The 22,663-nt window shown below is 38.8% G+C and carries 17 protein-coding genes; 3 read left to right on the top strand and 14 right to left on the bottom strand.

The window, feature by feature from the left end:
* Positions 1-342: 342 nt before the first annotated feature.
* The 13 genes from GQA99_RS10235 to GQA99_RS10295 form a co-directional block, all read right to left on the bottom strand.
* Complete coding sequence (locus GQA99_RS10235; RefSeq protein WP_160053789.1) at positions 343-1,743, bottom strand: undecaprenyl-phosphate glucose phosphotransferase; 1,401 nt, start codon at positions 1,741-1,743, stop codon at positions 343-345.
* A 26-nt stretch (positions 1,744-1,769) separates the two neighbouring features.
* Complete coding sequence (locus GQA99_RS10240; RefSeq protein WP_160053790.1) at positions 1,770-3,194, bottom strand: phosphomannomutase; 1,425 nt, start codon at positions 3,192-3,194, stop codon at positions 1,770-1,772.
* Positions 3,194-4,669 (bottom strand): mannose-1-phosphate guanylyltransferase/mannose-6-phosphate isomerase, encoded by a 1,476-nt coding sequence (locus GQA99_RS10245; RefSeq protein WP_160053791.1) that lies wholly within the window; start codon positions 4,667-4,669, stop codon positions 3,194-3,196. Before GQA99_RS10245 ends, GQA99_RS10240 begins: the two co-directional genes overlap by 1 nt.
* A 12-nt stretch (positions 4,670-4,681) precedes the next feature.
* Positions 4,682-5,161, bottom strand: coding sequence for a GDP-mannose mannosyl hydrolase (locus GQA99_RS10250; RefSeq protein ID WP_160053792.1), 480 nt, complete (start codon positions 5,159-5,161; stop codon positions 4,682-4,684).
* Between the two features lie 8 nt (positions 5,162-5,169).
* The gene (gene fcl / locus GQA99_RS10255; RefSeq protein WP_160053793.1) at positions 5,170-6,135 is read right to left on the bottom strand and encodes a GDP-L-fucose synthase; all 966 of its coding nucleotides are present in this window, start codon (positions 6,133-6,135) and stop codon (positions 5,170-5,172) included.
* Positions 6,136-6,138: 3 nt separating this feature from the next.
* On the bottom strand, positions 6,139-7,260 hold the full coding sequence (gmd, locus tag GQA99_RS10260) for a GDP-mannose 4,6-dehydratase (protein WP_160053794.1): 1,122 nt from the start codon (positions 7,258-7,260) through the stop codon (positions 6,139-6,141).
* A gap of 74 nt (positions 7,261-7,334) precedes the next feature.
* A complete protein-coding gene (locus GQA99_RS10265; protein ID WP_160053795.1) occupies positions 7,335-8,585 on the bottom strand; it encodes a WcaI family glycosyltransferase in 1,251 nt (416 codons plus the stop codon).
* Positions 8,582-9,499, bottom strand: a complete 918-nt coding sequence (locus tag GQA99_RS10270; protein ID WP_160053796.1) for a glycosyltransferase family 2 protein — start codon at positions 9,497-9,499, stop codon at positions 8,582-8,584. The genes GQA99_RS10265 and GQA99_RS10270 overlap by 4 nt, the downstream gene beginning before the upstream one ends.
* Positions 9,496-10,044: an LbetaH domain-containing protein gene (locus GQA99_RS10275; protein ID WP_160053797.1), complete on the bottom strand. Its 549-nt coding sequence runs from the start codon at positions 10,042-10,044 to the stop codon at positions 9,496-9,498. The genes GQA99_RS10270 and GQA99_RS10275 overlap by 4 nt, the downstream gene beginning before the upstream one ends.
* On the bottom strand, positions 10,038-11,156 hold the full coding sequence (locus GQA99_RS10280; RefSeq protein ID WP_160053798.1) for a glycosyltransferase: 1,119 nt from the start codon (positions 11,154-11,156) through the stop codon (positions 10,038-10,040). The genes GQA99_RS10275 and GQA99_RS10280 overlap by 7 nt, the downstream gene beginning before the upstream one ends.
* A gap of 8 nt (positions 11,157-11,164) precedes the next feature.
* Positions 11,165-12,379, bottom strand: coding sequence for a polysaccharide pyruvyl transferase family protein (locus tag GQA99_RS10285; RefSeq protein ID WP_160053799.1), 1,215 nt, complete (start codon positions 12,377-12,379; stop codon positions 11,165-11,167).
* Positions 12,360-13,541: a hypothetical protein gene (locus GQA99_RS10290; RefSeq protein ID WP_160053800.1), complete on the bottom strand. Its 1,182-nt coding sequence runs from the start codon at positions 13,539-13,541 to the stop codon at positions 12,360-12,362. The genes GQA99_RS10285 and GQA99_RS10290 overlap by 20 nt, the downstream gene beginning before the upstream one ends.
* Positions 13,531-14,814: an O-antigen polymerase gene (locus GQA99_RS10295; protein ID WP_268244221.1), complete on the bottom strand. Its 1,284-nt coding sequence runs from the start codon at positions 14,812-14,814 to the stop codon at positions 13,531-13,533. Before GQA99_RS10295 ends, GQA99_RS10290 begins: the two co-directional genes overlap by 11 nt.
* Positions 14,815-16,952: 2,138 nt before the next feature.
* Between GQA99_RS10295 and GQA99_RS10300 the strand changes: the two genes are divergently transcribed.
* From GQA99_RS10300 to GQA99_RS10310, 3 genes are read left to right on the top strand one after another with little or no spacing between them, the layout of a single operon-like run.
* Positions 16,953-17,630, top strand: coding sequence for a transglutaminase-like cysteine peptidase (locus GQA99_RS10300; protein WP_229785868.1), 678 nt, complete (start codon positions 16,953-16,955; stop codon positions 17,628-17,630).
* Positions 17,631-17,665: 35 nt separating this feature from the next.
* On the top strand, positions 17,666-19,741 hold the full coding sequence (locus GQA99_RS10305; RefSeq protein ID WP_160053802.1) for a bifunctional diguanylate cyclase/phosphodiesterase: 2,076 nt from the start codon (positions 17,666-17,668) through the stop codon (positions 19,739-19,741).
* Positions 19,738-20,241, top strand: coding sequence for a hypothetical protein (locus GQA99_RS10310; RefSeq protein WP_160053803.1), 504 nt, complete (start codon positions 19,738-19,740; stop codon positions 20,239-20,241). Before GQA99_RS10305 ends, GQA99_RS10310 begins: the two co-directional genes overlap by 4 nt.
* A 1,247-nt stretch (positions 20,242-21,488) precedes the next feature.
* Here GQA99_RS10310 and GQA99_RS10315 read toward each other — a convergent pair.
* Positions 21,489-21,770, bottom strand: coding sequence for a GIY-YIG nuclease family protein (locus tag GQA99_RS10315; RefSeq protein WP_160053804.1), 282 nt, complete (start codon positions 21,768-21,770; stop codon positions 21,489-21,491).
* Between the last annotated feature and the right edge of the window lie 893 nt (positions 21,771-22,663).

Genomic DNA, 22,663 nt, shown 5'->3' on the forward strand with positions numbered 1-22,663 from the left:
GCTAATTGCATTAGGGCTGCGGGTATATAAAACACCCGATTTACAAGCCGGATATATGAAGGCAATGAATTTGTTTATTAACGCTTCGAAATCACTTGCAAAACGGGTGGGTCCATATATGACGTAATAAAAAACCAACACCTGGATTCCGGCTCAAAATCACTGCCGGAATGACGTACTAAACACCTGGATTCCGGCTAAAATCATTGCCGGAATGACGTACTAAAAACCAAAAAACCGTAAGCGTAGTGTTCTGTATACCGTCATCTAGCCACTAGAAGGACGAAGTCCGCTCTCAGGCGAGCTTGCGAGTTCCTAATACCTCGCACTAACCACCTAAGATCAATATACGTTCTTACCTACAAAGCCTTTAAAAAACGTCAAAAACACGATTTTTACATCCCACCAGAGTGACCAGTTGCGGATGTAGGCTAAATCATATTCCACGCGCTTTTCCATCTTATCTAAAGTATCGGTTTCACCGCGCCAGCCGTTAACTTGTGCCCAGCCGGTAATGCCGGGGAGCACTTTGTGGCGTAGCATATAGTAAGTCACTAATTTACGATATTCTTCATTATGTGCTACTGCATGTGGGCGTGGGCCTACCACCGACATATCGCCTTTTAATACATTAAAAAACTGCGGTAACTCGTCCAATGATGTACGGCGAATAAAGGCGCCCACTTTAGTAATACGCGCATCGCCTTTACTGGCTTGCACGACTTTGTTGGCGTTCTCAGTCACCGTCATTGACCTAAACTTCCACACCTTAATTTTACGTCCGTCCAGGCCATATCTGTCTTGCTTAAACAAAATCGCCCCAGGGGATGACAAATAAACTGCAATCGACACCGCCACCAACACCGGTGAAATCGCCACAATGGCGCAAACACTAAACACTATGTCGAAGCTACGTTTATAAAAGCGCTTCATGCCATTCACTGGCGACTCAAACACACTAATCGTATCAACATCACCCACACTGCCAATGCGCGCATGCATTAAATTTTTCATTAAAAAGTCAGGGGTAATGAGTACATCTACGGTGGTGTTACCTAATTGCTCAATAATATCAGCAATACGCTTCTCTGCTAATAGGGGTAAACAAATATACAACTTTTGAATTGCGCCACTTTTAGCCAACTCAATCGCCTGGTTTATATTGCCCTCAATTAACTTAGGCTCCAGATTTACTATTCTGCCAGGCTCTCTGTCATCAAAAAAACCAACACAGTCAAACCCTAACTCATCATGCTTCCATATTTCGTTATACAGGCTCATTCCAGTTTCGGTTAAGCCAACAATCGCGACTTTCTCAACACTTAAACCTTTACTGCGGCGTATACGTTTAATTTCGCGCACACACAAACGCCAACTCAGTAATAACACCACAGTAAACGAGTACCAGCCCACCATCACCACGCGCGAATATAACTCGGTATATTTAAATAAAAACAGCACCGCAAATATTAGCAAAAAACAAATGGTGATAACGCCAATTAATAAGCGGCACATGTGAGCAAACTTACCCAAACGCCAGGAGCGGTATAAGCCTATAGATTCACCAATATAGCTAAACAGCAATAACACGCCGCCTAAGGTTAATAAGTAGTCTTTATTAAATGCCACATTATAACCTTGCATAATCACTAATAATGCAAAAACCACTAATGAAATATCAATAATGCGCAATAAAAAGCTCGAAGAAGAACCAACAAATTGGAATTTGGATGGTCTGTCCATTTGACTCACCTAGAAGAGTTATAAAACTAAAATTTTATATCCGCCAGTAACGGCAAAACATGATTAACAATTTTTTTGGCTTGTTCTAACGTATGACTTTCTGCATAACATCTAAACTCAGGCGCATTACCAGACGGTCTTAAATGCACCACATCATTATTGGTTAATGTTAACCGCAAGCCATCGGTAATATTAACGTTTAATAAACCCACACCAGCAAAACCCAGTTGTTCTACTAATTGGTTAGTATGTTGTTTACCATAGCTAATAATCTGCTGACTTTTTTCTATCGCAAATTCAGTTAACCGATCACTGTGAGTATAACGTTGTGGCAACTCGCTCATTAACGACAGCACAGAAGATTGCCTTGCACTAAACAACACCATTAATACCGGTAATAAGGCATCTCGCGTGGGTAACGCGGTTAACTCATGCTGGTTCACAGTTACATTGCTGCCTAATAAAAAGCCCCCATTGGCTTCAAAACCGGCATAGGTTTCATAACGGTCTTTTAATGCTTCAAAGCCAGCAATAACATAAGGCGAGCCAATTTTAGTGCGCAGCACATGGGCAAACTGATGTGATAACTCAACCGCACTATTACAACTAACAGGTATTGCTAACGCGCGAATATTTAAGGCTTGAGCACACAATAAACATAAAATATCACCGCGCAGCCATTGCCCCTGCTCATTAGCGAGCATTGGCCTGTCGCCATCACCGTCGGTTGAAAACAACGCATCTAACTCATATTGCGCTGTCCACTCAATGGCTTTTTGGCAATCGGCTTCGCTCACCGCTTCGGTATCAATCGGCACAAAGGTATCACTGCGACCAATTAACACCACTTCGGCACCTAATCGCTCAAACAATGCAGGGTAAATGTCACGCCCTGCACTCGAATGCTGATAAATACCAATGCGTTTACCCGTTAAAAATGGACTGTCAAACAAATCAAGGTAACGCGATACATATGCATCTGCAGCATCGTTGCTCGCCAGTAGTTTGACTAACGCCTCTAATGGCTCAAATACAAATTGACCATTAATAATCGACGACTCATCCGCTTTGGTAATTTCTCCATCTGGGCGATAAAACTTAAGCCCGTTTCTGTCAAACGGAATGTGGCTGCCAGTCACCATAATAGAAGGAATATTCAACGCCATTGCTTTATACGCTAAGGCAGGCGTTGGGATAACACCATAATAAATCACCGACAAACCCAATTGCTCAGCAGCGCTGGCGCAGGCTTGTGCCATGGCATAACTGCTTGGGCGGTTATCTATTGCAATCGCCACTGTGTTAAACGAAAACGCAAAACGCATGGTTTCAATAAACGACACGGTAAATGCTGCGCACACATAGGCGCTAAAATCGTCTACCAATCCCCTCGCGCCGCTGGTGCCAAAAGCAATATTGCTGTGCCTAATCACGTTGTGGCTAACTAGCATTAGTTTGCCTCCACAGGCGCAACTCGACCATAACGATCTTCAAAACGCACAATATCATCTTCACCGAGGTACGAGCCTGACTGAACTTCAATCAGTTCTAAATCCACTTTACCTGGGTTTTCTAATGCGTGAACCACGCCAACAGGAATATAGGTAGACTGGTTTTCGGTAAGTAAAATCTGCTTATCACCATTAGTCACTTTGGCCGTACCCGACACCACAATCCAATGCTCAGCGCGATGATGATGCATTTGTACCGACAACTTAGCGCCAGGCTTTACGGTAATACGCTTAACCTGAAAACGGCCACCATTATCAATTGAATCGTACTTACCCCATGGGCGATACACTTCACGATGATGTTGCCATTCGCTGCGCTGCTCGGCTTTAAGTTGCTCAACCACCTGTTTAACCTGCTGCACTTGCGACTGTTTTACTACTAAAATGGCGTCTTTGGTTTCAACTACAACAACATCATCTAACCCAATAACAGCCACTAACTTTTCGTTAGCATTCACATAGCTATTACTGGTATTGATACCAATCACATCGCCTTTAAACACATTGCCTTGCTCATCTTTATCGTCTATTTCCCACAGTGCCGACCAACTGCCGACATCGTTCCAGCCACAATCCATTGGCACAACCACTGCGTGCTGGGTTTTCTCCATTACGGCATAGTCAATCGAATCGTCTGGACACGCCTCAAAAGCAGGTTGGTTAATACGAATAAAGTCTACGTCATATTGTGGATTTGCTATCGATGCTTCACACGCTGCAAAAATTTTAGGGCTATGTTGCTTTAATTCTTGTAAGTAGGTACTGGCTTTAAACATAAACATGCCGCTGTTCCAGTAATGCTCACCTGTCGCGATATAATCTTGTGCGGTGGCTAAATTCGGTTTTTCAACAAACTTGGCTACGTTAAACCCTAATGCATTCTCTAAGCTATTTTCTAAGCCATTGCCTAAACCATTGTTTAAACAATGGCTCAAAGCATCACCGCGCTTAATATAACCGTAACCCGTTTCTGGTGCGGTAGGCACTATGCCAAAAGTCACCAGTTGGTTTTGCTCTGCCAGTGGAATAGCCTTATTCACTGCATTGCAAAAAGCCGCTTCGTCTTTAATCACATGGTCTGCAGCTAATACTAACAATAACGGGTCATCTCCCTTGCTTAACGCCAGCATTGCAGCCAGTGCAATAGCGGGAGCCGTATTACGGCCAACAGGCTCGAGCACAATACCGCTATTGGGGATCTGGTTTACACGTAATTGCTCGGCAACAGAGAAACGGTGCTCTTCATTACAAATCACTAACGTTGGCGCATGTTCAATACCCGCTAAACGATTTGCAGTGGTTTGCAGCATTGAATGCTCGCCTAACAAGGTCAAAAATTGCTTAGGAAATTGCTGGCGCGACAAAGGCCACAAACGCGAGCCTGAACCACCCGCCATAATGATAGGTAAAATCATAAAATCCCTTTATTAATCTAATTTGGCGTGTTGTTTAATATCAATAAAATAGTTTTTGCTATGTATATGCACATGCTCAGCCATTAACAAGGCATCAATATCAAACCACTGGTAATGCGCATGCTGAATGCCTAAAGGTAAAGCAGTTAACTCATGTTTAAGTTTAAGCACATAAGCTATCGCTACATAATGGGTACTAACATCATTATCAAACACACAGTCATCATAAAAATGATCATATGGGCCTAATAATGAGGCCTCGGTAATACCAAATTCAGTGCCTAACTCATCAGAGGTCAGCCTTTTAAAGGCATCTGCAATCGACTCGTTTTTAACAATCCGGCCACCGGGTACAAACCAGTAATCCTGGGCAGGCTTATTAAGACGCTTGCCCAACAGTGCCTGACCTAAATGGTTTATTACCACCAAATCAATAGACACTAACGGGCTAGACGCAATAACCGTTGCAAAAGTATCTTTATCAAGAAACATCACACACCTTATTTTCTAAAGCTGTCTTGATTGGCCAAAAACCACTGGTAAGTGGTTTGCAAACCATCCGCTAACTCAATACTGGCTTGCCAACCTAGTGATGCTAGGCGCGATACGTCCATCAATTTACGCGGTGCGCCATCTGGCTTGGTAGCATCAAACTCAATCTCGCCTGTAAAACCGACTACCTTAGCAACGGTTTCAACCAGTTCACGAATAGTGCAATCAATACCCGTACCCACGTTAATGTGGCTCAGCATTGGCTCAGTATTAGCAAGGTATGTAGCTTGCTCTAAATTCATTACATAAATAGAGGCGGCGGCCATATCATCAACATGTAAAAACTCACGCATCGGCTTACCAGAGCCCCAGGCCACTACTTTTTCTGCATTGGCTAATTTAGCCTCATGAAAGCGCCTAATTAATGCAGGAATAACATGGGAGTTTTCAGGATGAAAATTATCATTCTCGCCATACAAGTTTGTTGGCATAACAGAACGATAATTACGACCGTACTGACGGTTATAAGACTCACACATTTTAATGCCGGCAATTTTAGCAATGGCATAAGGCTCATTAGTCGGCTCTAATGTGTCAGTTAGCAACGCCGTTTCGGCCATAGGTTGCGGGGCAAGCTTAGGGTAAATGCAAGACGAGCCTAAAAACAGTAAGTCTTGAACTCCCGCCATGTGAGCACCATGGATGATATTATTTTGAATGGTTAAGTTTTCATAAATAAACTCAGCCGGGTAAGTATTGTTAGCCACAATACCGCCCACTTTTGCCGCGGCTAAATACACTTGATCAATCTTGTGTTCAGTAAAAAAATTAAACACAGCTTGTTGATCAAGTAAATTAAGCTCATCACGGCTACGAGTGATTAGCTTAACGTTATTATCAGCACTTAACTGCCTCACAATAGCAGAACCTACCATGCCGCGATGGCCTGCTACAAATATGGTTTTGATACTCATAACTTATTCAACCGATACGCTGTTGTGGTAACCGTTGGCTTTTAATAACGCATGCTGCTTGGCTTTACTTAAGTCATTAAGTACCATTTCAGCACACATTTGCTCAACGGTAATTTCTGGCTGCCAGCCTAAAATGGCTTTGGCTTTAGACGGATCGCCTAATAAAGTTTCAACTTCTGCAGGTCTAAAGTAACGTGGGTCAACGCGCACAACCACATCACCAACCTTTAGCGCGTGCGCATTGTCACCGGTAATCGATGCCACTTTGGCCACTTCATCAAGACCAGTGCCAGTGAATTCAAGCTCAATGCCTAATTCTTTAGCAGACAAACGCACAAAATCGCGTACCGAAATCTGTTTGCCTGTGGCAATAACAAAATCATCGGCAACCTCTTGTTGTAGCATCATCCACTGCATGCGTACGTAATCTTTAGCGTGGCCCCAGTCACGTAGTGCATCCATGTTACCCAGATAGAGGCACTTCTCTAACCCTTGCGAAATGTTAGCCAGTGCACGGGTAATTTTACGAGTCACAAAGGTTTCACCACGGCGTGGTGATTCATGGTTAAACAAAATGCCATTACAGGCATACATGCCGTAAGACTCACGGTAGTTAACTACAATCCAGTAGGCATACATTTTGGCTACTGCGTAAGGTGAGCGTGGGTGAAACGGCGTGGTTTCTTTTTGTGGGATTTCTTGCACTTCACCGTATAGCTCAGAGGTAGACGCCTGGTAAAACTTAGTCTTTTTCTCTAGGCCTAAAAAGCGAATAGCTTCTAATAAACGCAAGGTACCCATGGCATCAACATCGGCAGTGTACTCTGGCGCCTCAAACGACACGGCTACATGGCTTTGCGCCCCCAGGTTATACACCTCATCAGGCTGCACTTCTTTTAAAATACGGGTCAAATTTGAGGTGTCGGTTAAATCGCCATAATGCAAAAAGAATTTAGGACTGGTTTCATGACGGTCCTGGTAAATATGGTCAACACGTTCAGTGTTAAAGCTTGATGCACGGCGTTTAATTCCGTGCACTTCATAGCCTTTTTCTAATAACAACTCAGCAAGGTATGAACCATCTTGCCCGGTAACACCCGTGATTAACGCGACCTTACTTGTCATAACATGTCCTTGTAAAACGAATATAAAATGAATATTTGAAGTTTGAAGTTTGAAGTTTGAAGTTTGAAGTTTGATTAAGATTTAGATTTAGATTTAGATCCAACAAGTGTTGTTAAATCAGACACAAATTGGTCAATAATTTGTTTTTTATTTAAAAATTGCTCTGCAAAACCACGTGCGACGCTATTGGTTTGGGTTAAATCTCGAGTTAACAGAGTATTTAAACCCGAAATAAAAGCATCAGTATTTTCAGGCTCAACACAATCATAAACACCTGGGTACTTGGCTGCTATTTTGCCAAGTTCAGTATGGGCCTCAGCTGTAACAATGGCATGGCCGCCTGCAGATAAAATATTGGTTAACTTTGAGGGGAGTACAGCATCTGCAGCTCCTTTTTTTTGTACCACTAAATGAATATCTGCAAGGGCTAGCATTTCTGGCACACGCGCCCAGGCTTGTAACGGCTTAAAAAACACATTTGTTAATTGTAATTGGTGAGCTAATGCTTTTAGTGTATCAACGTAGGCACCCGCTCCTACCAACACAAATTTAATATTTGGCTGGCTTGCAAAGTGTTTAGCTGCCTCAAGTACAATTTCTAGCCCTTGCTTATTACCAATATTGCCCGCATACAAAATGACTTTATCGTCAGCGCTAAAGCACCATTCAGCTTTTAAACTTGAGCCATCTGTATCTGGGGTAACAAATTCTGTATCAGACCAGTTAGGAAAATGAATAATATTGGCAGGATCGACGCCTTTGTTTTTGGCGTTTTCTATCATCGAATAGGAGATGGTAGAAATAGCATCAAAACGTTGCATTAAAAAACGCTCACATGATTTAGCAATTTTGGCAGTAATGCCATTGCCCATCATGCCTAATCCAAATAATGCATCAACTTCGTAATCTTGAATGTGCATTACCGTTTTTGCACCAACCAATTTGGCAAACAATAAAGTAAAGGGGGCACAAAATAATGTGGGCTGTACCAACATAATCACATCTGGCTTGTTAAACATACGACTAGCGAGTGCCAACGTTGAAGAAAAAGCAAAACTAGCCAAATGGATAATACGTTTTATGGTTGTTACTTTTGCAGGCACATACAAAGGGCAACGTATTACATTAACACCATCAACATGAGTGGTATTAAAGCTAAAGCGCTTAAAACCACTATGAATTTTCCACTCAGGGTAATAAGGTGGCGCCACTATTGCGGTTACATCCATACCACGATTAACTAACTCAGGGCACATTTCACCGTTATATTTGCCTATGCCGGTTAACTCTGGTGAGTAATTAAGGCTTTGTAGAATTATATTCATCGTAACGTAAGACCAGTGAATTTTTCTAGCCAGTTAATTCTCTCACCATTCGTTGGTAAATTAGCAATATTCATTTCAGCTTCATACACACGTAAATCGACTAAAGACCGATACCAATAACCTTGAAAAAAATGGAATGCAAAACCTTTTTTACCATCTAAAAAACCAAACCGAATAAAATATCGATATAAAAAATATAATAAAGGTCTTACAAAAATAGGGAGTTTATTATAAACACCTTCCTTCACCGTTCTTTTAAACTTTGCCTGCGATCCTTCTTTATTTTCTTTTAAGGAATCGTCTATTGTGAATAAAGAATATTTTTTATCCAAAATATCAAGCATTTCTCTATCAGCATAATTATTATGCTTTTCTGTCCACCAACGGGTATTATTTAAATTGTCATCAATAATATGCCCTGAAAGTTGCGAAGTTGTTCCACGGCTTAAAACAATATGCTCGTCCATCCAGCGATTTTCAATCCGCCCTTGACCCGTTCGCCATATACGTAATAGGTTTAATGGGTATACAGCACCATATTTAATCCATTGACCTAAAAAGAAGTATTTTCTTCTAATATAGAACCCGGATATTTCAGGTTTAACCAAACTAAAGTTTTTATTAATTAATTCATCAATTAAATCCTGTTCGATATACTCATCTGCATCCATTCGCATTACCCATTCAGTTTCAATTGGACAATTATCTAAACCCCATTGAAATTGATCAGCATAATTCTTCCACTTACGCTGATAAACTTTTACACCTAAACCTTCACATATTGATACTGTGTTATCAGTCGAATAACTATCAACAACAAAGATATTATTTGTAAAAGTTAGCAATGACTTTATACAACGTTCAATGTGATGTTGTTCGTTATATGTGAGTATCAAAACCGCTATACTGGTCATTTATCACCCCATACCCTATCTTTTATTTTGACAGCAGGATTTCCAGAATATACTGACCAAGGTTTTGTATTTTTCATCACTACAGCTCTGGCGCCAACGACACAACCATCTGATAAATAGACATTAGGTCCAATAAATGCGTCAGCACAAACCCAAACATTGTCTTCTACTGTGATTGGACACAATAAAAGTGGATGTAATGGATCATTGTAATCGTGAGTACTTGCACATAAATGTGTTCCTTGACTAATAATCACTTGTTCACCTATTACAATCTTTCCTTGATTATAAACATTTACATTTGGTCCTATTGTAGAATAGGCACCTACTATCAAATTAGATGGCAACCAAATTTTAGCGGTTGGGTATACTCTACTATCTAGACTAATCTTAGCTCCAAATACTTTAAGTATAAAACAACGCCATTTGAAGAGAAAAACTGGACTGAACCGAAAAAATATAAAGTAAGCTATAGTCCATACAGAACGAAATAATTTATTGCTAAAATTAAAGATAGGATCGGTCAGTGATTGTTTTTTTAACATTTTAAACAAATTTCCTTATACATCTGGTCATATAAAGAAGTAACATGCCGCCAAGAGTAATTATCCGAAACATACTTATGACCTAAGCTTGCTAATACACTCAAATCTTCAGGGGAATAGCTTAACAATATTCTAAGAAGGGATTTCTTTAATCCTTCTCTATCTACAGGGCATTCAAGCGCTGCATCTTTATTAAATGCTTCACTTAAATTGCAATGCTTTGTCATCATAACAGGTGTACCATAAGCCCAAGCTTCTAGAACTGCCATAGGTAAACCTTCAGAAAAAGAGGGAAGAATAAAAACATTAGTATTTTTAAATAGCATTTCTTTCTCTTTTCCATATACAGGACCGATAAAGTTAAACCTTTCAGGCTTTATTTGTATCAACTCCTTAATTTTTTGGACTAACTTAACATCACCCCAACCTGCTAGATTTAAGATAAATGGTTTTTTCCTGTAAACATCCTCAGATATATCTAAAATAGAACAAATTAGATTAATTATATTCTTTTTTTCATGGAATCGACCTAAAAAAGTTATATTGAACACAGGGTTTAAACGAAAGTAATTATTTATTTTTAAGGTATCTATACCATTAGGTATTACAAATATTTTTGCTTTAGGATTAATCTTCAAAATTGAATCCGCTTCCGTTGAGTTTAAAGCATGAAAAGCAAAGGCATTATTCCTAGAAGATTTTTCATAAATTAAGTTTGCAAAAAGCTTTTGAGTCTTACCTCTAGATAAAATCCAACTATCTAGCATGCCATGAGGTGATATAACATATGGTTTTTTATTTATATTATTAAATAAATTATTATAGATGGTATTTGCCATCCAAGTACCATGACAATGCAATATATTACTATCATCTTGAAAAACCGAATTCAAAAGTTGAATTGAAAAACCAAGCCTTTTGGGGCCAACTGTCTTATAGACTATATGCTTTATCCTAGATTCCAGTTCATATTGACTACCTGAATTAATAGTTTTTATGCAAATATCGTAATCAGAATTAATCGTAGATAAATTATTATAGATTTGTATTACAGCGGTAGCGACACCACCACCATCAGTATTTATCGTGGGTACATTGATACATAATTTCATATAAAAACCTAAATGATATCCATTAATCTATTCATATTTCTTCTATACTTTTCAACACTAAATCTTACAGTCTCCCTTGCTTCTTTATTATTAGTTATATCAAAAGATAAAGATTCATAAATTGAATCTACTGGCATATCGTTAATATCAAACCCCTTATCGTAGATGCCTAAATCTTTTAAGATATAATCAGTTTTTGGTAAATAAGCAATAGCAGTTGTTGGAACGTCAGACATTAAAGAAAATATACAAGAATGAAATCTAGTAGCTAAAAATACATGAGAAAAAGAAATTAGCGACCTTAATATTTCAGGTTCGTAATCTTCTTTAATATGAACAACTTTATTAGGCACGCTTTTAGCAATTTCTTCACTAATATTTAGATCATCCTTAACTTGATTAAATATCAGCGTTCTCATACCAAAGTTATCATGAATACGATTAATGATTTCAACCATATTATTTATATATATTCTTCTCTTATCAATTGGATTTAGTTGATGTGGATAAGTCCAATCTACACATGTCATGCCTAAAAACTTCTCTCCCACATGTACACCATGCCTTTCAAATATATATTTGCATTCAGAATGATCTAAGTTGAAATTCCAAAATGCAGAATCTCCAGTTTTAAAAATTAAACTTTCTTTCACGCCGGCATTCAAAAGAAATGTGTAACTATAACCTTCTCTTGCACATATTGCATAACATTTATTCAAAATGTATTTAAAAATACTTCTTCCAAAGAAAGACTTTATTGGCCCATAACTTTGTGGAGCTAAAATAGTTTTAATATTAAAAACATTTGCTATATGCAAATGCATTAAAGCTACATACAACGCAAAGTTTGTATCATGTAAGTAACCACCAGGTGCACTTATTACCAAGTCAGAATCCAATATCCTCTCAAATGTAATTTTCTGCTCTCTACTCAGTAAATTAGATAGAATACGTATTTTGAACAATGCCGATAAAACTAAAATTAAAAATGAATAAACTTTATAAAAATATATATTAAATCTTTTGTGATTCGAAGAAGTATTACAAATCCTTTCGTTATACATTATATCAGGATGTACAATATCAAAACCTTCATCATCAAATAAAACAACCGAAATGTTAGCTTCAGGATATTTACATTTCAATTCATGAATACACTCATCTAAAAGTACAGAGTCCCCTCTGTTTGTTCTTCCATAAGCATTAACTATTGTTATTTCCATTAAAAAACTTACTCCATATCAAAGTGGAAAATAGCGCCAAAATAGAACAAAACGCTTCAAAAATTACTATACTAACCAGATTACTAAATTCAAAAAAAACTAAAAAAGTAACAAAAAACAACATGATAAAAAATGAATATGTAGCAGGAATATTATTATTCCCTAAACATTGAAGGTAAAATATATAGGTTGATATTAGATACCAAGTTAAGCTCTGAAATATAAATGCCATAGAGTCATATATAGAAACTGGTTGATACAGTAGCGGAACTAAAAAAAAGAAAACTACCATAAAAAATAGCGATATAAATAGGAAAAACTGTGATACCCCAACTGAAAATACAGATTTTAAGTAGAACCCCCTTTCCAAATATAATAATTTCATTGGAGCAAAAGCTACTCTCCTCACAAGTGTAACAACTTGGTTGAATATATTTTGAGATGTCTTTAAAAAATTATATACTGCAGCATATATCTCTGAGAAACCAGTGTAAATTATCAATGACAAAAGTCTAGGTATTAATTGACCTGGAAGTAAAACCACACAAATCTTTAGTGATTCGATAAAAACATACTTGTGCTGGTTAAGTAATTCAAATTTAAAAAAACAAGATATTTTCAAACCTGATACGATAAAAGTAACGATACTATATGATGTGTAAAAAAATGAAATTCCAATGGCTAAATACATTGCTGATTCATTTCTAAAAAATATAAAAATAGCCGTATAACACAAATGCATGCTCGATATGATATTAAACCAAGACTTTTCACTAGTTACATCAAGCAAAGAGTTAACATTTAGTGAATTAAAAAAAATAAATGGTGATATGTAAAATAAGAACTCACTTATAAATTCATCCTGTACAAAAAAAGAAATAATAAGGATTGCAACAGAACATATAAAATTGATAATTAATCTAATTGTTAAAAACGCATGAGTTTTCGTTTCATTTTCATAATTTTGTTTTAAATAAAATCCTCCCCCAAAGTCACAAATAAGTGATATTAATATGAATAAGCCAACTGCGTTACTAATTTGCCCTAATATTACAGGATATAAATTAAGTCCATACCCATAGGCCAAAAATAATAATAATTGACCTATAAAAGCACCTGATATTATACTAAAAATCTTTTTAAACTCTGCTCTAACGGCCATTATAAACCACTTTAACTCTGATATAAGATTCCATTAAAAAATAAAGGAAAATAATTAAACCTACTCTATATATACCTATATCAACCCCCCCCCTGACTAAGATAAAACCAAATAGGGTAGGTATGACTGCAAGCCTTAAACGACTAAATATGTCTAATGGGCAATCAATTATTATTTTATCTAGAAATCTAATTAGAAACCCGTAAAGCACTGCAATAATAAAAACACCAACCCAACCAAAGGCAATATAAGATTCACCGAATAAACCTGGAGGTATTCCTCCAGTCGTATCCCCATAAAAATTCTCCCTCATTAATCGGCTTAGTTGAAGCGGCTTGTTAACCCAGATGCTTCTAGGTATAAAGAACAAAACTGAATTAATATATACATCACCATAATCGTATCCATTCTCCTCTACATATTTTATCGATAAGCCTAAGTGATCGATCATAGGCAAACCTGTATATGCGGCTTCTATGATTGAAATAAAATTATTAGCAACATATGCATCAGCACCTTGTGTCTCGAAACGTTTTGAAATCATAGTTCCTGAAATAACTGCAAATATAAAGATACCTACTACAAATTTATTTATACCAATATTTTTTATTGTTTTATACTTCACTATAATCAATGATATTAGTAGCAAGAGAGCAATAGATCTTCCTCCAGCAAAAAAACAGTAAATCACTTGTGAAATTATAAATGGGATATAGTATCTTACATAATCCCTATACCTTTCATTAATGTAAAAAGAAAAAATTATTACACTCAAAACGTTACAAAAAAGTAGCAATGGGAAAATAAAGTTTACATTTGTATCTTCTAATGCAGTACGAGAGTAAGAAGCTTGTATGAACTCAGACAAACTACCGTAAATACTGACAGTGATCAAAAACTCTACCATTACAAATGTAACAAAAATAAAACTTAGCGAATAAATTTTATTTCGACTTATATATATTTCTTTTTTTTGTTTAGATATATTACTCCCATTATTTTTACCAGGGATAATCCCGTCGGAACCAACACTAGCCATAAATATAATAAAATTAATTATTGCAAATTCAACCCAAGGAATTGAATCAAACTTAATAGCCCAAAAAGCTATCATATGCGAGGGTGGAAGAATACTTGTCTCAAGCAATAAACCATACATCCAAGCGCCTAAGAAAGTATAAGTAAAAAAAATACTTCTTGTAGTAAATAGTCCACTTCTTATAGTGATTATAATTGGATAAATGTAAAAAAAAATGGTACCTAGTGATATCACGATAATCCTTGTCTCAAGATAAGAATACTTTGGAAGAATATAAGGCAGAATTAAATTAGCTTAAAGGGTAAACATTTACTATTTTAAAAAATATTTTTATAAAATTTATCCATTAATTTTCATAAGTAAATTACCATTGCATAATTTCAACTATAAAGTTTATTTTTGCCAATTTACTATATCATCAGCATGCTCTTTAATCTCAATTGAGTTGGTTACTAATTATAAATGGTAATTTTTTCGTGTAGTAAGGTACGCATACTTTAGCGTCAATACAGGGAAACCGCATGAGTGCTTACTTTTTGTGCTCTATGTTTAACCTGCAAGCAGAAGAACAAGAAACCATCCTAACTATGAAGATTTATCGAACTACGGAAGTTTATTAAACGACCTTAATTTGTGCGAAAAAAGTTCACAGTCTCGCCCTGAGCGTCAATACCTTCTGTATTTTCTAGCGCTTTAACTAATGGCGCCTTTTTTTTGCTTCTGGTCTGGTACCAAATACCGATAATACTTTTATCATTTCAAATTCCTTTAAAGCATTTCCATTGCTAACAAAATTGTTTTTAGCCCACTCGTATACAGGCACCGTCTATTACTTCTTCGTTTTAGTGGTTAGATAACGGTGTACGGATTCTAGGTTCTAGGAACTCGCAAGCTCGCCTGAAAGCGGACTTCGTTCTTCTAGAATCTAAGAAACACCTGGATCCCCGATTAAAGCATTCGAGGATGACGAGCCTTTAAAGCAACACCTGGATCCCCGATTAAAGCATTTGAGGATGACGTGCCTTTAAAGCAACACAGGGATTCCTGATACAAGCATTCAGGAATGACGTGCGTAACGATGGAGTGCGTAGAGCTGTTTTGCCTGAAAAAAGCACGCTACCGCCACTAGATTGCAGCCTCTAGATTGCTGTAAAACCTGTTAAATTGTTATTCTAAAAGCTTGTTTTTTATATGCTTAACACTTTTAAAATCGAACTTGTAAACTCACTTGTAAACTCATGTGTAAACTATCGAGCAAAACTTTAGATTTTTGACGTTTCAGAACGAAACAGTAGAAAAGGTCCTGCGGCTGTTGCTCGCTTGCCAGGCAGCTAAGTGATGTTTTTATTTGCTATCCACTTATTGCAATTGGCCATACATTTTAAAATGGTGCTGCTGTTGAGGCATTACACCTAAAAGTATGTATTTTGGACACAGTAGGAACTACACGATATGAGATCGCATCGGTAACTAATGAGGTTAAATCAGGTGATTTATGGCCTCAACAACAGTTCTCGGTGGCGTCATGCCTTGTATGAATGTTCCTTTTCTACTCTCTGTTTTTACGTCAGTCCTCTTAATGATTTGGCAATTATAATGTATACGGTAATTTAATGACAGTTTTTTGACGTTCTTTTGTTAATCGTTATTTTTTCATCACTTTTACGCATTTTAATCACGCAACACCGCTTTTTTACTACTTTAGGACTAACTACCACTCTTACCTTATTTGCTTGTGGTTTAGTTGTTCTTGTCATTTTTATGCTTCATGCCATTAACATTGTAATGTAACAGGCTGAAGGCTCTTTTGAGGTCCACGATGTCACATTTTGGAACAAAAAGAGCTGTTTTGGTGCAATAGCCTATACATCACTTTAGATATATCATTTTGTAACTTCTATATGACTCGTTAATTCTCTTTACTGCGGTAAAAACATAAGCACCTGTTTTAGCTTGCTTTAACATTTTTACCTAATATAAGTCGATAACATTCAGTTTGTGTTAGTACTTTTTGTTCGCACTAATTAAGGTTTATTTTTGTTAAAAGCCGTGTTTTTATCTCTCGGCTTCTGTTTATTGTTGTTTTTTGTCGCGAACATAAATTACAACAAACAATTAACATGCCAACAAATTGACAGCGTCAAATTTAGTTGTATATCTGGTGATTTTTTTTGTAAAAAATCACCGCTGCTATTTTGTACAACTTTAGAATGACCTAAAATGTTTTATTTCGTTTCAAACGCTTGTGAGCTGCTGTTGTCGTCATTTTATTGTCGTTTTGAGATTAACTAGATTATGATGTGCGCTGCTTTGGTATTAATTTACGTGTATTTATTACAAACACATTTGAACAGGCATTTACAGTAGACATTTTGAACAGCTGTTTTACTTTTTTTGGCAAGATGACTTATCGCCATTGGTTAATTGTGCCAGTGGTGTTTTCGGCTGTGTGTTTCGCCTCTCTAAGTGACAGTTTGTTTACTGATGCTTTTTTTACTCAAATGAGCCAGCGTTATGGCCAAGATAAGGTTGATGATTTTGTTGATTGGCATGAAACGATTAGTGATGGCCAAAATATTGATGATTACGACCGATTATTGTTAGCAAATAAGTTTGCTAATGAAAACATTGAGTTTAAATCTGATTCAGACCATTGGCATAAATTAGATTACTGGGCGACGCCTATAGAGTCATTAGGCACCGGCAGTGGTGATTGTGAAGATTATGCCATTTTTAAGTATATGACATTGATTGCTATGGGCATGGACGAACACAAGCTTAGGTTAATGTATGTGCGCGCTTTAACTTATGATGAACCACATATGGTACTGATTTATTTTGAGACGCCGTCGTCGTTACCACTGGTATTAGATAATCTTAATCGTAAGGTGTTGTCGGCAAACCGTAGGCCCGATTTAAAACCGATTTACTCTTTTAATGGCCAGGGGTTGTGGTTAGCAAAGGCACATGGTTTAAGCTCGAGTAAACCAGACAGTAAAGGGACTAATGATTGGTCTACTTTAATGCTGCGAATAGAAAATGGTGAATAACTTTTACAAGGTTAAAAATTATGTTTAGAAAGGGAATGTCTTTACGGATACAGTTGTATTTGTTAATTGCGTGTTTGTCTTTATTCAGCTTTGGGGCGTCGCTGTATAATAATGTGTCAAATATGCGCGACTATTTAAATGAGCAATTAGCGTCGCATGCGCAAGGTGCTGCCCACAGTTTGGGGTTGTCTATTTCGCCTTATATGGATGAAGAAGGTTTAGTGATTGCCGAAACCATGACCAACGCTATTTTTGATTCGGGCTATTACCAGCATATTACGTTTACTGATTTAGATGGCAAACTGATATTTGAGCGCATTAATCCACAAGGTAACTTTGCTGTACCGCAATGGTTTATTGATTGGTTTACTTTACACCCACCTGTTATGACCAGTGAAGTAAGCGATGGCTGGCGTATTGCGGGGCAACTTGAGGTGCAGTCGCATGCGGGTACCTCTTATAAAAGTTTGTGGGACCATGCAGTGAGCAGTTTAACTGCAACACTATTACAGTTGTTTGTGGCGATGATTTGCGCTTATTTAATTTTAAAGGCGGTGTTAACGCCACTGCGCAGCATTGAAAAACAAGCTGAGTCGGTGATTCAAAAGCGCTTTAGCCTTAATTCAATAAACCCGTTTACTTCAGAGTTACGTACTGTGGTAAATGCGATTAATCGTATGGTTGAAAACATTCAACGTTCGTTTAACGAACAAACAAAATTAGCAGAGGCGTTGTCGCAAGAGGTGTACATTGACCCTCACACTGGTCTGCCTAATCGCCGTGCGTTGTTAAAACGTTTTGAGTCGATTCAGGCTGAGTATGATACTCACGGTAATCGATTTTATTTAGGCTTAGTGTCGATGACGTCGTTAAAACACATTAACGATATTGAAGGTTATGGCAGTGGTGATGATTATATTTTGTCGGGTGCGCAGTTGTTTAGTCAACAAATGAGCCACATGCAAGATGCCACGTTATATCGTATTTCGGGTTCTGAGTTTGCCTTTTTAAGTTTACTGACTGAAGACGCAGCAAAACAAATTGACCAGCAAATTGCCGCCAGTATTTTGATTGAAAGCTCGTCGCGCTTTAATCATGGTTTTGCTAAGCATTCGCTGACCCGTGTTAATCATCAAGAAGACTTTGCCGAAGTGGTTAAACGCCTGGACCATCAGCTGGTGCATAATCAATATGCTGACAATGACAAAGGCCTGGTGTCGGCTCAGGCAATGCAAAAAAACCATTCGCGCGAAGAATGGGTGGGCATATTAACCCAGTTTACTGAATACTTTAAAAATGAGATTAGCCATTGTCATCCTAATGACTTTGCCATTAAGTGTATTCCGTTAGATAAAATATTTGATTTAATGCTGCAACCGGTAGTGGATGATAAGCAGTCGATACTTTACGTTGAGTCTTTTGTGCGCTTTAAAGTTGAGGGCGAAGTGTTATCGACCTTAGACGTGTTTGCTATGGCGGAGCGTTTAGGGGTGTTACAAGAGCTTGAGCAGGCGGTTGTGTGTTTCATTTTTTATAAGCTTACGCACATTGAGCATACCCGTGTGGCGATTAATATTAGTAACCGCGCGATGCATAATCCGGTATTTACGGATTGGTTGTTCGATCTTTATCAAAAAATGCACAAATCGCTTCCACCACTTTTGTATGAATTTAACGAGGCGGGTGCCATGCTTTCGCTTGAGTCTACGGAGAAATTTATCCGCCGGGCGAAACGATTAGATATTGGTATTGCGATTGAACGTTTTGGTTCTAGTTTGAGCTCATTTTGTTATATCAGAAACTTAAACATTGATTTTATTAAGATTGATCCTAGCTATGTGCGTGATATTGCTGAGGCTGACACACGCTTTTTTGTGCAAACAGTGACGCAAATATGCCATGGGATTGGTATTAAAATCATTGCGCCACAGGTGGAATCGGCAATGATAGGTGAACACTTTTCACTCATGAATATCGATGGTTTGCAAGGTAATGGATTGTATGCCGTACGGAATTTCAGTACAATCATACCTGCTAATGCAACCAACACATGGATCAGTGCATTGCAGCTGAACGACTTTAGTCACTCAACAAATAACGAGGCATCATGATGCGTAAAAACAAACTCACTTTATTACTAGTTTCAGCGCTGTTGACAACTGGGATGTCTGCCGGTGTTTCAGCTGCCAGCCTAGATGATTTCAACGCAGGTTTAGAAGCCGCAGTCGCCGCTGGCACTGTTGGTGATTACACCGAACAAATGCTTGCAGGCGCAACCGCTGAAGAAGCAGAAGCTATTTTAGCTGCCGCACTTCAAGCTGCTGGCGCTGATGAAGCTGCACAAACCAAAATTCTTGCTGCTGCAGCCACTGCTGGTGTGTCACAAGACAAGATTGCGGCTGTAGCTGCTGTAAACGGCGTATCTGCTAACGTAGTCACTGCTGCTACCAACTCAGCAACTGCTGCGGGTTCTAACAACGCTGCTAACTCTAACAACCCTGTTGCAATTGCAGCGGCTAACAGACCAAACCCTGGCCGTGGCAACGGTAACACTGGTGGTAATAACGGCGGCGGCGGTGGCGGCGGCGGAGCTGGTGCTTCTGGCAACTAATTAGCTCGCTAATTAGCAAACTACCCCGACATTACTGTCATATTAAAGCCCATTAATTTGGGCTTTTTTGTGGGTTAAAAAAAGAATAGAGACTAGGAACTCGCAAGCTCGCCTAAGAGCGGACTACGTCCTTCTAGGTTCTAGGCAAAGTTGACGCTCCACAATTGTTTCTTTATCTCATTTACTCGTCATCCCTGAGAGCTCGTATCAGGGATCCAGGTGTTGCCTCTCCCGCCCGTCATCCCTGAGATCTGTTATCAGGGATCCAGGTGTTTCTTTTGACCTTGCTTGGGCATTAAAAGCAAAAGCCAACACCTGGATTCCGGCTCAACAGCATTGCCGGAACGACGTGGTAGTGGACAGTGTCTGCTACTGCCCTATGCCGTCATCCCTGAGTGCTTGTATCAGGGATCCAGGTTTTACTCTAATGCTTTGCCCTCTTAGCCCGTCATCCCTGAGATCTCTTATCACAGGGATCCAGGTGTTTCTCTAATGCTTTACCCTCTTAGCCCGTCATCTTTTGCTGTCATCCCTGAGTGCTCGTATCAGGGATCCAGGTGTTTCTTTTGACGTTGCTTAAAAACGTAAAGACAACACCTGGATTCCGGCTCAACAGCATTGCCGGAACGACGTGTTAGTTGGCGGTGTTTGTATACGAATGAGCAAACAACGAAGTAGTGGACGTTGTTTGTATACGAATGAGCAAACAACGTGGTAGTGAACGGTGTCTGAATACGAATGAGCAAACAACGAAGTTGTGGCATGCAAGTGTTGGCCTACTCGTACATCATCTTTTGCCGTCATCCTCAAATGCTTTAATTGGGGATCCAGGTGTTGCTGTTGACCTTGCTTGGGCATTAAAGCAAAAAGCCAACACCTGGATTCCGGCTCAAAAGCATTGCCGGAACGACGTGGTAGTGAGCGGTGTTTGAATACCAATGAGCAAACAACGAAGTAGTGAACGGTGTCTGAATACGAATGAGCAAACGACGTGGTAGTGAACCGTGTTTGCTAGTGCCCTATGCCGTCATCCCTGAGTGCTCGTATCAGGGATCCAGGTGTTTCTTGTCTCTCATGTCTTGTGACTTTGACTGTCGTTTTCAAACGTAAAGCCAACACCTGGATTCCGGCTAAAAAGCATTGCCGGAACGACGTGGTAGTGAACCGTGTTTGCTACTGCCCTATGCCGTCATCCCTGAGTGCTCGTATCAGGGATCCAGGTGTTGCTGTTGACCTTGCTTGGGCATCTAAATTTCAAGATCTTCCCAGCGTGGATTAAACTTCTCAATTAATTTAATCTTCCATTCACGCTTCCAGTTTTTAAGCTGTTTCTCTCTGGTAATAGCATTATAGATGTCATCAAACACTTCGTAATAAACTAACATTTTAATTGAATGTTCTTTGGTAAAGCCATCAGCCAAGCCATTTTTATGTTCCCAATTTCGTCTGATTAAATCAGAAGTCACTCCAATATAGAGTGTGCCATTGGGCCGATTAGCCATGATGTAAATATATGATTGCTTATCCATAATTACTTAGCTCAATTAACGTAATCTCAAAATATAGCAGTTAAATGCAAGCTTCGTCGGTCCGAACAAAGCTCAGAATCCTGTTATTGAATGCAAAAGCTGAAATCAACACCTGGATTCCGGCTCAAAAGCATTGCCGGAACGACGGAATAATGGGCGTTGCTTGAATACTAATGAGCAAACAACGAAGTAGTGGGCGTTGCAGTAATCTTTATGCCGTCATCCCTGAGTGCTCGTATCAGGGATCCAGGTGTTTCTTTATAATCAGGTTCTAGATTCTAGGTACTAGGTAAAGCTATCATCGCCCCACCCGCCCGTCATCTTTATGCCGTCATCCCTGAGTGCTTGTATCAGGGATTCAGGTGTTTCTTGTCTCTCATGTCTTGTGACTTTGACTGTCGTTTTCAAACGTAAAGCCAACACCTGGATTCCGGCTTAAAAGCATTGCCGGAACGACGTAGTAGTGGGTGTTGTTTGTATACGAATGAGCAAACAACGAAGTAGTGGGCGTTGCAGTAATCTTTATGCCGTCATCCCTGAGATCTGTTATCAGGGATCCAGGTGTTTCTGTTGACCTTGCTTGGGCATTAAAAGCAAAAGCCAACACCTGGATTCCGGCTCAAAAGCATTGCCGGAACGACGTGTTAGTGGACGTTGCTTGAATACTAATGAGCAAACAACGAAGTAGTGAACGTTGCAGTAATCTTTATGCCGTCATCCCTGAGTGCTTGTATCAGGGATCCAGGTGTTGCCTCACCCGCCCGTCATCCCTGAGTGCTCGTATCAGGGATCCAGGTGTTTCAGTTGACCTTGCTTGGACATTAAAAGCAAAAACCAACACCTGGATTCCGGCTCAAAAGCATTGCCGGAACGACGTGGTAGTTGGCGGTATT

The organism is Shewanella litoralis (genome assembly GCF_009828585.1).
Classification (GTDB): Bacteria; Pseudomonadota; Gammaproteobacteria; order Enterobacterales; family Shewanellaceae; genus Shewanella; species Shewanella litoralis.

Coding starts and splice junctions, on each gene's coding strand:
- GQA99_RS10235 (WP_160053789.1), bottom strand. CDS start 1,743: ATGGACAGACCATCCAAATTCCAATTTGTTGGTTCTTCTTCGAGCTTT.
- GQA99_RS10240 (WP_160053790.1), bottom strand. CDS start 3,194: ATGCTAGTTAGCCACAACGTGATTAGGCACAGCAATATTGCTTTTGGC.
- GQA99_RS10245 (WP_160053791.1), bottom strand. CDS start 4,669: ATGATTTTACCTATCATTATGGCGGGTGGTTCAGGCTCGCGTTTGTGG.
- GQA99_RS10250 (WP_160053792.1), bottom strand. CDS start 5,161: ATGTTTCTTGATAAAGATACTTTTGCAACGGTTATTGCGTCTAGCCCG.
- fcl (WP_160053793.1), bottom strand. CDS start 6,135: ATGAGTATCAAAACCATATTTGTAGCAGGCCATCGCGGCATGGTAGGT.
- gmd (WP_160053794.1), bottom strand. CDS start 7,260: ATGACAAGTAAGGTCGCGTTAATCACGGGTGTTACCGGGCAAGATGGT.
- GQA99_RS10265 (WP_160053795.1), bottom strand. CDS start 8,585: ATGAATATAATTCTACAAAGCCTTAATTACTCACCAGAGTTAACCGGC.
- GQA99_RS10270 (WP_160053796.1), bottom strand. CDS start 9,499: ATGACCAGTATAGCGGTTTTGATACTCACATATAACGAACAACATCAC.
- GQA99_RS10275 (WP_160053797.1), bottom strand. CDS start 10,044: ATGTTAAAAAAACAATCACTGACCGATCCTATCTTTAATTTTAGCAAT.
- GQA99_RS10280 (WP_160053798.1), bottom strand. CDS start 11,156: ATGAAATTATGTATCAATGTACCCACGATAAATACTGATGGTGGTGGT.
- GQA99_RS10285 (WP_160053799.1), bottom strand. CDS start 12,379: ATGGAAATAACAATAGTTAATGCTTATGGAAGAACAAACAGAGGGGAC.
- GQA99_RS10290 (WP_160053800.1), bottom strand. CDS start 13,541: ATGGCCGTTAGAGCAGAGTTTAAAAAGATTTTTAGTATAATATCAGGT.
- GQA99_RS10305 (WP_160053802.1), top strand. CDS start 17,666: ATGTCTTTACGGATACAGTTGTATTTGTTAATTGCGTGTTTGTCTTTA.
- GQA99_RS10310 (WP_160053803.1), top strand. CDS start 19,738: ATGATGCGTAAAAACAAACTCACTTTATTACTAGTTTCAGCGCTGTTG.
- GQA99_RS10315 (WP_160053804.1), bottom strand. CDS start 21,770: ATGGATAAGCAATCATATATTTACATCATGGCTAATCGGCCCAATGGC.